The organism is Seohaeicola sp. 4SK31 (assembly GCF_028802875.1).
In the GTDB taxonomy this organism is placed as follows: Bacteria; Pseudomonadota; Alphaproteobacteria; order Rhodobacterales; family Rhodobacteraceae; genus Seohaeicola.
Window position 1 is genome coordinate 1 of the sequence record NZ_JARAMP010000003.1, and the last position, 13,825, is coordinate 13,825.

The 13,825-nt window shown below is 62.9% G+C and carries 13 protein-coding genes; 4 read left to right on the forward strand and 9 right to left on the reverse strand.

The window, feature by feature from the left end:
• Positions 1-119: 119 nt before the first annotated feature.
• From PVW27_RS03125 to PVW27_RS03140, 4 genes are all read left to right on the forward strand, one after another.
• Positions 120-671, forward strand: a complete 552-nt coding sequence (locus tag PVW27_RS03125; protein WP_274555088.1) for a hypothetical protein — start codon at positions 120-122, stop codon at positions 669-671.
• Positions 672-738: 67 nt separating this feature from the next.
• On the forward strand, positions 739-1,242 hold the full coding sequence (locus tag PVW27_RS03130) for a TRAP transporter small permease (protein WP_274555089.1): 504 nt from the start codon (positions 739-741) through the stop codon (positions 1,240-1,242).
• A gap of 3 nt (positions 1,243-1,245) precedes the next feature.
• Positions 1,246-2,547 (forward strand): TRAP transporter large permease, encoded by a 1,302-nt coding sequence (locus tag PVW27_RS03135; protein ID WP_274555090.1) that lies wholly within the window; start codon positions 1,246-1,248, stop codon positions 2,545-2,547.
• Positions 2,523-3,308, forward strand: a complete 786-nt coding sequence (locus tag PVW27_RS03140) for an alpha/beta fold hydrolase (RefSeq protein ID WP_274555091.1) — start codon at positions 2,523-2,525, stop codon at positions 3,306-3,308. Before PVW27_RS03135 ends, PVW27_RS03140 begins: the two co-directional genes overlap by 25 nt.
• Before the next feature lie 133 nt (positions 3,309-3,441).
• Here PVW27_RS03140 and PVW27_RS03145 read toward each other — a convergent pair whose 3' ends face one another.
• The 9 genes from PVW27_RS03145 to PVW27_RS03185 form a co-directional block, all read right to left on the reverse strand.
• Positions 3,442-4,866: a gamma-aminobutyraldehyde dehydrogenase gene (locus tag PVW27_RS03145; protein ID WP_274555421.1), complete on the reverse strand. Its 1,425-nt coding sequence runs from the start codon at positions 4,864-4,866 to the stop codon at positions 3,442-3,444.
• 38 nt (positions 4,867-4,904) lie between these two features.
• Positions 4,905-5,714: an ABC transporter permease gene (locus PVW27_RS03150; protein ID WP_274555092.1), complete on the reverse strand. Its 810-nt coding sequence runs from the start codon at positions 5,712-5,714 to the stop codon at positions 4,905-4,907.
• Entirely contained in the window at positions 5,704-6,675 is a 972-nt protein-coding gene (locus PVW27_RS03155) for an ABC transporter permease (RefSeq protein ID WP_274555093.1), read from the reverse strand. The genes PVW27_RS03150 and PVW27_RS03155 overlap by 11 nt, the downstream gene beginning before the upstream one ends.
• On the reverse strand, positions 6,675-7,664 hold the full coding sequence (locus PVW27_RS03160) for an ABC transporter ATP-binding protein (RefSeq protein ID WP_274555094.1): 990 nt from the start codon (positions 7,662-7,664) through the stop codon (positions 6,675-6,677). Before PVW27_RS03160 ends, PVW27_RS03155 begins: the two co-directional genes overlap by 1 nt.
• An 80-nt stretch (positions 7,665-7,744) precedes the next feature.
• Positions 7,745-8,902 carry an ABC transporter substrate-binding protein gene (locus tag PVW27_RS03165; RefSeq protein WP_274555095.1) on the reverse strand — a complete coding sequence of 386 codons (1,158 nt, stop codon included), beginning with the start codon at positions 8,900-8,902 and terminating at the stop codon, positions 7,745-7,747.
• Between the two features lie 178 nt (positions 8,903-9,080).
• Positions 9,081-9,983: a LysR family transcriptional regulator gene (locus tag PVW27_RS03170; protein WP_274555096.1), complete on the reverse strand. Its 903-nt coding sequence runs from the start codon at positions 9,981-9,983 to the stop codon at positions 9,081-9,083.
• A 129-nt stretch (positions 9,984-10,112) separates the two neighbouring features.
• Positions 10,113-11,834: a hypothetical protein gene (locus PVW27_RS03175; RefSeq protein ID WP_274555097.1), complete on the reverse strand. Its 1,722-nt coding sequence runs from the start codon at positions 11,832-11,834 to the stop codon at positions 10,113-10,115.
• Positions 11,831-12,727, reverse strand: coding sequence for an OmpA family protein (locus tag PVW27_RS03180; RefSeq protein WP_274555098.1), 897 nt, complete (start codon positions 12,725-12,727; stop codon positions 11,831-11,833). Before PVW27_RS03180 ends, PVW27_RS03175 begins: the two co-directional genes overlap by 4 nt.
• Positions 12,728-13,111: 384 nt before the next feature.
• The gene (locus PVW27_RS03185) at positions 13,112-13,729 is read right to left on the reverse strand and encodes a hypothetical protein (protein ID WP_274555099.1); all 618 of its coding nucleotides are present in this window, start codon (positions 13,727-13,729) and stop codon (positions 13,112-13,114) included.
• Positions 13,730-13,825 lie beyond the last annotated feature (96 nt).

A 13,825-nucleotide genomic window follows, 5' to 3' on the forward strand; every position in this document is an offset into this window, starting at 1 on the left:
TCAGTGACACATCCAAACCAGCATAATGTTCCATAGGTCGTTCTCCTCACGCCTTATATACATGAGGCCAACATACCGGACCTCGTTCGCCACTGGAGAGCGACCGCCGCAATCACACCATGTGGTTTGAAGAGCCGATCACCGATCTGGGCAATCTGAACGGCAAGCAGGTCCGTTCCATCGGGCCGCTTGTCAGCATGATGATCGAAACCTGGGGCGGAGCCCCGGTCTTCGTCGCCCCGAAAGAGGTGTTTCAGTCGGCTGAACGTGGTGTGGTGGACGGCATCAACATGGGTGTGGCCACCTATTCCAGTTGGCAGCTTTGGGGCGTGATGCCCTATATGGTGAACGCCAATCTGTTCTACGGCAACATGCAGTACATGATGAGCAAGTCCAAGTTCGACAGCCTGACGCCCGAACAGCAGGAGGCCGTGACCGCCGCCGCGCGTGAAACCGAAGAATGGCTCAAGCCCCGTTACGAGGATTGGATCGACCTGCGTGTCGGCAATGCCGTGATGAAGGGCGGCGGGGCCGCAGTGTCCATCAGCCAGGATCAGAGGATGGCCTTGATCGACAGCGTGCAGGGCAAATGGAACGAAGAGGTAGAGGCCGCTTGTGGGCCGGACCTTGCTTCGTCGGTCTTGGCGCTGTTCGAGGAAAACGCGCCCTGACGGCACGATACATGTCCTCCGCCGGCCCTGACGCGGCGGAGGACATGACGGAAACAGGAGGACAGAGATGAACACGGGACTGGACCGCGCGATCGCGGTCGTCGAGAGGCTTGTTCTTTGGTTCGCGGGTCTGGGGGCGGTGATCATCCTGATCCAGATGGTCTGGATCAGCTACGGCGTCTTTACCCGCTATGCCCTGAATACACCCGACCGGATGGTGACCGAGGCGACGGCACTTCTACTGTTTCCCGTGGCCTTTGCCGGTCTGGCCTATGCCATGCGCGAGGATGCCTATCCCAAGGTCACGATGCTGACCGACATGCTGCCACCCTTGGGGCGCAAGCTGGTGGGTATCCTGAATCTGGCCCTGATGGCCGGGGTGGGGATCTTCTTTTCCATGGCGGGTCTGAACGCGACGCGCAGCGCCTTCAACTCGGGCTCCTCGTCGGAAATCCTGCTCTGGCCCCGCTGGATGTTCTGGGCACCCGGTGCCACGGCACTTGTCCTTTTCTCGATCTACACGGCGCTGCTTCTGGCGCGCCTGATCCGCACCCCGTCAAGCGAGGTTTGACAGATGGAATGGTATGAAGTCGGACTTGGCCTGTTGGGGCTGCTGATGCTGCTGATCGCCATCGGTCTGCCCATCCCCTTTGCGCTGGCGGCGGCGTCGCTGCCCTTTCTGTGGCAGATCCAAAGCTTCCAGACCTCGCTGGTCTCCTCGCAATTGAAGCTCTGGGGAGTTTGGATCGACTATATCCTGCTGGCGGTGCCCTTGTTTGTGTTCCTTGGCGAGTTGATCGGCAAATCCAACATCGGCCCCAATCTCTACCAGTTCCTGCATCAGGGGTTTCGCCTGCGCGGCTCTGCCGCCTATGGCTCGATCGGGGCCTGCGCGGGCTTTGGCGCGGTTTGCGGATCGTCCATGGTAGGCTCGCTGACGATCGGCGGCGTAGCCCTGCCCGAGATGCTGCGTCTGGGCTATGGCAAGGAACTGTCGTCGGGCGTGCTGGCCGCCGGCGGCACCTTGTCGGTGCTGCTGCCGCCCAGTCTGATCCTGCTGTTCTACGGGATCGTGACCGATCAGAGCATCGGGGACCTGTTCATCGCAGGCGTCATTCCCGGCCTGATCCTTGTCACGCTGTTCTGTGTCGTCGTAATGGTCTGGGGTGTGATGCGCCCCGGCGACATTCCCGCTCAGGAAGACGCAGTGCGCATGGGGCTGTTCCAGATCGCCGCCACCGTCGGGCCGATTGCCCTGATCGGTCTTGTCATCACGGTCGCGATCTATGCCGGTATCGCCACCCCGACCGAAGCCGCCGCCGTGGCTGCCCTGCTGACGGTCATTCTGGCCTTTGGCGTGGGCGGCTTGCGCTGGGCCGGGTTCCGCGACTCTCTTTTGGCCACGATGCGGACCATGGGCTATCTTGGCCTGCTTCTGTCGGCGGGCACCTTGTTCGGCTTCGTGCTGACCTATTACCGCGTGCCCTATGAATTCACGCAATTCTTCCTTGGCTTCGATCTGTCGCCCTATGTGGTGCTGACCATCGTGCTGATCTTCTACATCGTGATGGGCATGTTCCTCGAGCCGGTGTCGATGACCTTCATCACCCTGCCCACGATCTTTCCGTTGATGGCCGCAGCCGGGTTCGACCTGATCTGGTTCGGGGTGGTCTATACCATCACGATGGAAATCGCGGTGCTGACGCCACCTGTCGGGCTGAACCTCTATGTCATTCAGGGGATCAGTCGCGGGCAAGTTTCCATCGGACAGGTGATCATCGGCTGTCTGCCCTTCATCGCCGCCCTTGTGCTTCTGATCGTCATTCTGATCCTCATGCCGGAGACTGCCCTTTGGTTGCCCGAACAGATGAAATAACGCGTGCGGACGGTTCGACCTATCGCCGGGCCGGGGCAGGACCTGTTCTGCTTCTGGTGCATGGCTATCTTGGCGGTGCCGCCCAATGGCAGCGGGAATTCGACCAGCTTTCCGGTCATTTCGACGTGATCGCGCCGGACCTGCCCGGTTTCGGGGATGCGGCGGGCGCGCCCTGCATCGACCGCATCGAAGGCTTCGCCCTGCATCTGGCAGGGTTGGTTGACGAGTTGAAGATCGACAGGTTCTGCCTGCTGGGTCATTCCATGGGCGGCATGATCGCGCAGGAGTTTGCATCCCGGTTCTCGGACCGGGTGGACAAGCTGATCCTCTATGGCACAGGTCCGCTTGGCCTGATGCCGGACCGCTTCGAAACGCTCGAGATGTCGCGCCGCCGTCTGGCCGAGGATGGTGTAGCCCGCACTATTCTCCGGATCGGCTCGACATGGTTCCGCCATGGCGATGCAGCGCAGGGTTTTCAGGTGGTGGCCGAACTGGGGGCCAAGGCCAGCCAGAGTGCCGCGCAGGCGGGGCTTGATGCAATGAGTCACTGGGATGGCAGGGCGGCCCTGTCAAGCCTGGCCATGCCGTCGCTGGTGGTGTGGGGTGATGGAGATCAATCCTATCGTTGGTCGCAGGTGGAAGCCCTTTGGCGAGGACTGCCGAACAGCCAGCTTGCCGTCATTCCCGGAACCGCCCATGCCGCCCATCTTGAGAAACCCGGCCTGTTTCAGGCAATCCTGCTGGATTTTCTGGGCGCATAGCAGCCTTTTGGGCGCGTCTTCCATGCGATAGTCGCGCGGGGCGGTGTCAGGTGGCGACACGCCCCGCAGCCTTGATCCGGGGTGACGGCTTGGCTTGCCTCTTTCAGTATAAGCAAGAACCTCGCCTTTTGCCTTACCCGTGCTTGACCATGACGTGGCGCACGAAAGTGTAATCCTCCAGCGCATAGGCCGACATGTCCTTGCCATAGCCGGATTGCTTGATCCCGCCATGCGGCATCTCGTTCACCAGCATGAAATGCGTGTTGATCCATGTGCAGCCATAGCGCAGCCGCGCGGCGGTCGCCATGGCGCGGCCCACGTCGCGGGTCCAGACGGACGAGGCCAGCCCATAGTCGCTGTCATTGGCCCAGGTCACGGCCTCGTCTACATCCGAAAAGGGCGTGATCGACACCACCGGCCCAAAGACCTCACGCCGCACGATCTCATCAGCCTGTGTTGCCCCGGCGACGACCGTGGGGCGATAATAGAAGCCCTTGTCCATCGCCTCGCCGCCCGTCGTGATCTGGATGTGGTTCATCTCGCGGGCGCGGTTCACGAAACTGGCCACGCGGTCGCGCTGGCGCAGGCTGATCAGCGGGCCGATCTCGTTCGTCGTGTCATCGTCATTGCCCAACTGGATCGAAGCGACGGCATCCGTCAGGTCCGCCACCAACCGGTCATAGACCTTGCGCCCGGCATAGATGCGGCAGGCGGCGGTGCAATCCTGTCCGGCATTGTAGAAGCCGAAGGCGCGCAGCCCCTCGACCACCTCGGCGACATCGGCGTCGTCGAACACCACGACGGGCGCCTTGCCACCCAGTTCCAGATGAGTCCGCTTGACCGTCTTGGCGGCGGCATCCAGCATCTTCTTGCCGGTCGCCACATCCCCGGTCAGGCTGATCATGTCGACCTGCGGATGGTTGATCAGGTAATTGCCCACGGTATGACCGCGCCCCGGCAGGACGTTGACCACGCCCTCCGGCAGTTCCTCGGCCAGGATCTTCGCCATTTTCAGCGCGGTCAGCGGCGTCTGCTCGGATGGTTTGAACACCACCGTATTGCCGCCCGCAATCGCCGGGGCCAGCTTCCATGCCATCATCATCAGCGGATAATTCCACGGCGCGATGCTGGCCACGACCCCGATGGGATCGCGGCGGATCATGCTCGTATGCCCTTCCATATACTCGCCCGCAATCGCGCCGGTCTGGCAGCGGACGGCCCCAGCAAAGAAGCGGTAGCAATCCACGATGGCGGGAATCTCGTCGTTGCGCGCGGCATTGATGGGCTTGCCGCAGTTCAACGCCTCAAGCACGGCAAATCCCTCGACTTCGGCCTCGACCCGGTCAGCGATGCGGAGCAGCGCCGCAGACCGTGCGGCGGGCGTGGTGCGCGACCAGCCCTCGAACGCCTTGCGTGCGGCGGCAACGGCGCGGTCCACCTGTGCCGTGCTGGCCTCTGCCACATCAAGGATCAGCGCACCGGTGCGCGGATCAAGGATGGGTTCGGCCGCATCCTGTCCCGGTTCGAACCGGTCACCGATCAGCAGGTCCGTATCAATCTTGCCCATGTGGTAACCTCCCTTGGGTCATGTGCGGGTCATTTTCCGCCGCCGGCGGTCTCGGCGCCGCCGCGCGTCAGGTAATACGCGATGAGGATCGGGACAAAGGTGGTCACAAAGACCACGATCGCCACGACATTGGTGACGGGGCGCTGGCGCGGGCGCACCAACTCGTTCAGCATCCAGATCGGCAACGTGCTTTGCTGGCCGGCGGTGAAGGTGGTCACGATCACCTCGTCAAAGGACAGCGCAAAGGCCAGCATACCGCCCGCCAGCAGGGCCGAGCCCAGATTGGGCAGGATCACATGGCGGAAGGTCTGGAACCCGTTGGCCCCCAGATCCATCGACGCCTCGACGATCGAGCCCGACAGCCGCCGGAATCGCGCCACCGCGTTGTTGAACACGATCACGATGCAGAAGGTCGCGTGACCCATCAGGATCGTCCATGTCGAAAACGGAATGTCCATGATCGAAAAGGCCGAGCGCAGCGACATGCCGGTGATGATGCCGGGCAGGGCGATGGGCAGGATGATCAGCAGACTGATCTGGTCGCGCCCGAAGAATCGCGTCCTTGCCATCGCCGCCGCGCAAAGCGTGCCAAGGATCAGCGCCATCACCGTCGACAGCGCCGCCACCTTCAGCGACAGATAGAGCGGTGGCCAGATGTCCTCGCGGTTCCACGCCACGGCAAACCACTGCGTGGTCAGGCCGGGCGGCGGAAACTGATAGGTGCGCTCGTCCGTGGTGAAGGCATAGAGAAAGATCAGCAGGATCGGCAGGTGCAGGAACAGCAGCCCCCCGATGGCGGTCACGGTCAGAAACAGTGGCGGACGGCTGTCAGAGCGCATCGAATGCCCCCTTGCGCCGCGCGATCGTCAGATAGATCAGCATGATCACGATAGGCACCACGGCAAAGGCGGCGGCCAGCGGAATGTTCCCGGCCGTGCCCTGCAACTGATAGACCGCCTGCCCGATGAAGCGCCGCGACGAGCCCACGATCTGCGGGATGATATAATCGCCCATCGTCAGCGAGAAGGTGAAGATCGACCCCGCGATGATCCCGGGCAGCGCCAGCGGAAAGATCACGGTCCGCAAGGTCTGCCAGCGGCTTGCACCCAGATCGGCAGATGCCTCCAGCATGGATTGCGGCACCCGTTCCAGCGCCGCCTGCATCGGCAGGATCATGTAGGGCAGCCAGACATAAAGGAACACAAGCCATGTCCCGATATAGCTTGTGGACAGTGAATTGCCCCCGATCACTGGCAGCGCGAGGATTCCGTTAAGCACTGCCGATGCCCCGATCCCGTCCGTGGCCCATGTGATGATCCCTTCGCGGGCAAGGATCAGTTTCCACGCATAGACCTTGACCAGATAAGACGACCACAGCGGCAGCATCACGCCCAGATAGAACAGCGCCTTCCAATGGCCCTTCGCATAGCGGGCGGCGAAATAAGCGATGGGAAAGGCGATGACGACGGCCCCCAGCGTCACGGCGGCGGACATCGCAACGGTGCGGATGATGATGTCCAGATTGGCCGGTTGCAGCAATTCACCATAGGTCGACAGGGTGAATTCCCGCCGGATCTGGCCCGAAAATTCGTCGATGGAATAGAAGCTTTGCAGCAGAAGCGCGGCCAGAGAACCAAGATAGACCACGACCAGCCAGACCAGCGGCAGCGCCAGCAACGTGATCAGCAGCACATTCGGATGCCGCCAGAACAGGGCCGAGATGCGATCTCCCAGCCCTCGGGTTGGCAGGATGGCCCGCGCCGGTTGCGCGATGCGAGACGGTTCGGCGGTCAGGCTCATCAGCCCTCCTCCATCACATGCATGGCCTGCGCGTCCCAGACAAGCCCGACTTCGGCCCCCTGTTCCGGCAGCGGTTGGCCTTTGGTCACAAAGACCGACAGCTCGCCCCCCGGCACGGCCACGACAATACGGGTCCCCGACCCCAGATAGCGCAGGGCGGTGACATGGCCGCGCAGCCGTGACCCCTCATCGCCGATGCGGATGGATTCGGGCCGCAGGCTGGCCGGGCGGGCAGGCGCGCCGAAGCGGCTGGCCATCTCGGCGGTCAGGACGTTGGACGACCCGACGAAATCCGCGACAAAGCGTGTCCGCGGCTTTTCATAGATCTCGGACGGGGTGCCGATCTGGGCGATCTTGCCTTGCGAGAACACGGCCACCTGATCGGCCATCGACAGGGCCTCGCCCTGATCATGGGTGACAAAGACAAAGGTGATGCCAAGGCGTTGTTGCAGGGCCTTCAACTCGTCCTGCATCGCCTCGCGCAGCTTCAGATCAAGCGCGCCCAGCGGTTCATCCAGCAAAAGCACGCGCGGTTCGTTGATCAGCGCGCGCGCCAGTGCCACGCGTTGACGCTGCCCGCCTGACAGCTCTCCGGGTTTGCGCGCGCCGTAGCCCTCAAGCTTGACCAGCGCCAGCAACTCCTCGGCCCGGTCGTGACGGGTTCGCTTGTCCACGCCCTTGACCATCAGCCCATAGGCGACGTTGTCGCGCACGTTCATGTGCGGAAACAGGGCATAGTCCTGAAACACGGTGTTCACATTGCGTCGGTTCGGCGGTACCGCGCTGCAATCCTGCCCGAAGATGCGGATCATGCCGCCCGTCGGCTGCTCGAACCCCGAGATCAGACGCAGGCAGGTGGTCTTTCCCGACCCCGATGGCCCCAGCATGGCGAAGAAGGTTCCCTCGGCAATGCTCAGGTCCACACCATCGACCGCCCGGACCGATCCGAAATGGCGTGATACATTCAGGAATTCAACGGCTGCTGTCATGGGAACTTCCGGGTCAGGCAAAGGCACCCCCCGCTTGCGCGGGGGAGCCGTGTGAGGGCTTGGTCAAAGAGAAGGGTTCGTCAGCGGCCGCCGATCACGCCGATATAATCCGAGACCCAGCGATAATAGGGCACGCATTCGCCCTGGCTTTCGCATTTCGTCACCGGTGTCGTCCAGAAGCGGATGCGTTCGAAATCGTCGAACCCGTTCTTGGTGCAGCCCTCGGCGGTTTGCATGCCGCGGCCATCGGTGCAAGCGGCGGGCACGACGGGGTTCGCGCCGAACCAGACCGACAGGTCCGCCTGCAGGTTCGATGACAGCGTGTGCTCGATCCACAGATAGGCGCAGGTGGTGTTTTCGGCATTCACATGCATCATTGTGGTGTCCGCCCAGCCGGTCGCACCTTCTTGCGGGATGACGCTGGCCACCGGCACGCCGTCGGCCTGCAGCAGGTTCACCTGGAAGGGCCATGTCCCCGAGGCTGCCATGCCCTCGTTGCGGAAGTCGTCCATCTGGATGAAGGCATCATGCCAGTAGCGGGCCGTCAGGGTGCGCTGCACCCGCAGCAGGTCGAGTGCTTCCTTGTACTGGTCCGCGTTCAATTCGTAGGGCGAGGTGATGCCCAGTTCCGGTTTATGGAACATCAGATATTGCGCCGCATCTGCGATGTGGATCGGGCCGTCATAGGCTTGCACGCGGCCCTTGTTGGTCTTGCCGTCGGGCAGGTCCATCTCTTCGAACACCACGTTCCAGGATGTGGGCGGGCTATCCCCGAACACCTCGGTATTATACATCAGAACGTTGGGGCCCCACTGGTAGGGCACGCCGTAATGGACGCCGTCCACCACATACCAGGGCGCGTTCTTCAGCCGGTCGTCCACCGTGTCCCACGATGGGACAAGCGAAAGGTTAATGGGTTGGACACGTTCGCCCGCCACCAGGCGCAGCGAGGCGTCACCCGAGGCGGTGACCAGATCGAAGCCGCCCTCGTTCATCAGGGCGACCATCTCGTCCGAGGTATTGGCGGTCTTGACCTGCACCATGCAGCCGGTCGCTTCCTCGAATTTGGTGACCCAGTCGAAATCCGCGACCGTCTCGCCCCGCTCGATATAGCCGGGCCAGGCCACGATGTTCAGCTTGCCTTCCGGCGTGCCCAGTTCTGCGACCTGTGCCAATGCCGGGGTGATCCCGATCAGCGCCGCCAGTGCCGTCGTTCCCATCAGTTTCAGATGTCTCATTCCAGTGCTCCCTGTGTCATGGCCCTGTATCGGACCCTCTTTTCTGTTTTGGGAGTCAGCGTATGTGGGGCGGCTTTCTTCGCAATATCAAAATGCAGAACCAATCCATCGGTTTTTCCGATACCTTAGCCTGCGCTCAGCTTTGCCTAGGAATTTCAGGCGATTGCCAATTTACGCCTTATCGGCCCGGCAGCGTGGACTGCGCCACCCTGATGAAATTCCGGGCTTGCGGGCTGAGCGGGGCACCGCGCCGCCACGCCAGACCGACCTGCACATTGGGCAGATCGCCCGACACGTCGCGGATCTCGATTCGGTCCCCCTCGAGCGACCACGGCCGATAGACCAGACCCGGCAGGATCGCCAGACCCGCACCGGTTGCAACAAGGCTGCGAACCGCCTCGACCGAGCGGGTGCGGAAGGCGATGGTCGGCTTCACGGCCATGGCCTGCATCAATTGGCGCATGCTCTCTTCGATTTCGTCCACCATCAGCTGGATCAATGGCGTCTCGGCCAACTGGTCCAGCGCGATGGCATCGGCCTGACCCAGCGGATGGCCCAGCGGCAACCACAGCCGGTAGGGCGAGACGAGCAGCGTTTCGACATTCAGCGCCATGCGGTCATGCACCGAGGAAGTCAGCAGCACCGCGACATCCAACTCGCCGCCGATCAGCAGGTGTTGCAGGTATTCGCCACTATCTTCAATCACGTTCAATTCGACCCTTGGATGGGCGCGGCGGAAGCGGGACAGGATGTCCGACAGCACATAGCCCGCCACAAGCGAGGTCACGCCCAAGGCCAGCCGCCCGCCTTCCTGATCCGCCTGATCGCGAAAGGCCTGCCTTGCGTTCGACACATCCGCAAGGATCTGCTGCGCGTGGCGCAGGAACTGGCTGCCCAGATGCGTGATCTCAAGACCGCGCGCCTGTCTTTCGAACAGGATCACACCCAGATCATCCTCCAGCGCGCGGATCGCCTCGGTCACAGAGGATTGCGAGATCGACAGCACACGCGCGGCACCCGTCACAGAGCCTTGTTCCGCTGCGGCGATGAAGAATTGAAGCTGTCTCAGGGTAAATGCCAATGCGCGCGCCTTGCCGTGACGATCAGGGGACACCATGGCGCGGGACATGTGCGCAGGTCAAACGGATCATGGCGCAACGCGAAAGGCACCTGCGCCCGCAGCCAGTCGGCCCTGTCGGGGCAAGCCGCCTCAGTCGATCCTCCGAAAGACGCGGGTTGTCTGCATGTCAGGGTTGGTTGCGCGTTCCCAGACCATCTCGGCCCCGGCGCAGGAGGCCAGCCGATAGGGTTGGGGCAGAACGGGGACAAAGGCCCAAGGGTCCGTGAATGTGTCGCCACCGCTGAGCGCACCTGTGCTGAACGAGGTGGTGCCTGTCGACAGCGCGCTGTCCTTGCGGAACAGCAGCAGCCCCTCGCGTTCTTCAAAACGCCCGATTTCCTCGTTGGCGGACAATCGTGTTACGACCTCGGCCGCTCCATCCGGTCCGGAGCCGGTCGTCAGGTAAGTCTTCGGGTCCGCCCAACGGTAATGACCCTGCGGCATCAACGTCAGCCGGGGGCCATCCCAGTCGTGGATGATCTGTGTCGTCATTTCGGCGGGCGCGGCGAGCAAGGCGCGCATGGCGGCGGGGCGTTCACTCTCAGCGGTCGGATCACGCGGCGTGGTCATTTCCCATGTTCCCTGCATGCAGGACCCGCAGTCGCCACCGCCTTCGGCTTCTGCGATCCGCAGGCGCGCCATCGTCTCGCCGGTCGAGCCAAATCCCGCTGCGAAAAGCAAGGTACCGCCGTCGTTGCAGCCGAAGAAGCGCCGCACGGGCACGCCGGGGCGCAATTCATCGAAGCCTGCCCCTGATTCATGGGCCAGAAGTGCCACGGTGCCGGGGCTTGCCGCGTCCAGTGTCAGCGTCCAGAAGCCCGGCTCCAGCATGACCTGCCCGCGTTGCAGCGACAGGGCCGGACCTGACAGGGTGACGACGCCCGCGTCCTGTTCCAGCGCGGGGCCGGGGTCCGGGGCGATGCGCGCAGGGCGACCGTCGGGAAAGGCCAGTGCGTCGGAGAGATGCATGAACATCAGGTTTGACCATTCCTCTGGCGTCATATGGCTGGCGATGGCGCTTGGCCGGGACAGCGCTGCTTCGCCCAGCCGCGCCACCTCAAGCGGATAGGTGGGGCCGTTCAACTCGGCCGCCCAGAACCAGAAGGCGACGGCTGCGTATTCCACGTCGATCAGCCGCAGGTTGCGGATCGCGGTATCCCACGAGGCGAGAAAACCGCGGCTGTCGTCCTGCCCGTGAACGGCCAGATTGGCGAACCATTCGGCGGTGCCTTCGATCCACCATGTCGCCTCGCAACGATCGACTGACGGGTGCAGCTTTTCCTGCACCACGTGGAACATCTCATGCGCCAGCGTGAAGTTCAGCGCCTCGCGTGGTTTGTCGCGCCAGAGTGGCGGGTAAAGGTTCACCTCGCAGCGTCTTCCGGGACAGGAGCTGTCTCCCAGATTGCCGGTGTCCACTGTGCTGTCCAGAAGGTGAAGGTCCACGGGGCGTCGGTCGCGATCCGGGAAATTGGTGACCCCGGCGAGGGACAGGGCCATATCAAGGCGCATGAGCATCAGATAGACATCGCGGGCCAGATCATCCTGTTCCGCCTTGGCATGGATGCGGATCTCGCTGTCCAGTGGCAGCGAATGGTGGCTGTAGCGCATGGCGTAAAGCCCGTCCGCGCGGTCGCGGGCGATGTCTTCTTCCATGGCGTCATAAGCGCGTTCTTCGGCTTCGGCCGCGGCGGCGGCGGCTTCGGGGTCAACGGCCGCAAAGGTCGGGGCGCAGGTTTCGGCCCCTGCGAGGCTGTATGTGCAGAATAGCAGACCCAGAGCCGCAACTGCGTTCCGGACCCGTCCCATCATTGGCGTGCCACGATCTCGACCCGCCGGTTGGCCTGCCGCCCGGCCTCGGTTGTGTTCGTGGCGACCGGGGCCAAGGGGCCGACACCTGCCGGCACGGCTCGCCCTGCAGCCACACCGAAGCGGGCCTCGAGCGCCTCCACCACGGCCTGAGCCCGCGCCCGCGACAGGGCAAGGTTGGACTCAAGCGTGCCGACACTGTCGGTGTGGCCCACGACATAGACCTGCAATCCTGCGCGGTCGGCCAGCAGCCGCGCGATTTCCGTGATGGCGGGATCAGAGGCCGGTTGCAGCACGGCGCTGCCGAAATCGAAATAGATGTTGTCCAGCGCGATCTTGCCTTCGCTGTCGATCGCTGCGGCCATGGCGGCGGCATCGGTGACCTTGACCTGATCCGTGGCCATGGCATCGGCCTGAAGGACTTGCACATAATGGTTGTTCTTTTCGACACCGACCGAGACATGGACCCGCGCCCCTTCGAAGCTTAGGGTGCCTGTCAGGTATTGCACATCGCTGCCGATCCCGAGGTTCATGCCGTTGCGGCTTTTCCAGCCGCCGTCGCTCTGGTTGCCGCAGTCTGACCTGCTGGAGCATGACCAGTCGAGCGCCATCCCCTGCGCTGTCAGCGCGGCGCGGTAGTTTTCGACGATTTCGAAGGTGGATTTGCCCGGCGGATTCTTGAACCGTCGCAGCAGGATGCGCCCCTCAAATGGCGCGCTGATGACCGCCCCATCGGCGAAACCGGTGACCCGTTCCGTCTGTCCGAAGGCCTCCTCGATCCGGTCGCCGGGGCGTTCTTCCGAGCCAGTGTAAGGCACGACGTCCAGAACGCGGGTCTGTGCCAACGCGCCTGATGCCGTCAGGATCAGGGCAAGGGTCAAGCCTTTGACAAACATCAGCACTCTCCGTCATGTGTCAGGACCAGAAGGCGACGTCACTTTGCAGTTCCAGCGTAATACGGCGCAGGTCTTTTTCCAATCTTCTTTGATTTATGCGTGGCAGGCCGGGGCTGACTTACACGCCATTTCACCAAGGCGACGTCCGCCGATGGCGGCATCATCCGCAATGCAGGGACCGTGGATCAAAGGCTGAATCAGATGATGGACGTGCTGTTCCGTCACCCCGCCCGTCCACCGGAGCGAGGCGGGGACATATGGCTCTTTTCTTGGCGTGGTTCATGATTTTGTGCGTGTCCCGACGTCCTGACGTTCGCGGGCATGCGGAAAGGGGCGCGGAAATCCGCGCCCCTTTCTTCTGTGGTCGTCACGCGTGAGCTTGGATCACAGATCGCTGACGATGCTGCACAGCTCGGTCCAGGATTCCTGCGACACCTGATCGAAGCCGGTTCCCGTCGCTGCGGTGCCGAAGGTGCTGCTGTTGGTCTGGCCGGTGCCGCTTTCCGCGGTGCCGGTCGTGCTTGTGTCAGCCGAACCGGACGCGGCTGCCCCGGTTGAATCCGTGCCGGTTTCCGCAGAACCAAAGGTGCTGGGGTCCGACTGCACCGTCCCGGTGGCCGATGCACCCGAGTTGATGTCCGACGTCCCACCTGACCCGGCGGTCGTGTCAGCCCCTGTGGTCGCGGTGCCGAAAGTGCTGCTGTTGCTTTGACCGGTGCCGGTTTCCGCAGCGCCAGACGTGTTGTTCGCGGCACTGTCGTCCACGGCCACGCAATCCGCACGGACGGTGGACTGTTCTTCGGCGGTCAATGCGGCCCAGCTGGTCTGGATATCAGCGTCCGAACGCAGCGACATCGTGCCGTCATCGGTGAAGAAAGCTTCTGCAGTGGCTTCGCTCCATGTTTCGCCCATCATGGGCTGGGGGGCAGATGCCGTCTGGGCGCCTGCGGCGGTTGCAAGCATCAGCGGAATCACGGTCGTTGCGAAAAGTTTCGGTGTCATGAATGACCTCCTGAGTCGGCACCCCGGATGGGATGCGGAAAATTGCCGATCAAGCGTCTGGCCGGCACATGGCCGGTCCCAGGCTTGAACGAATGA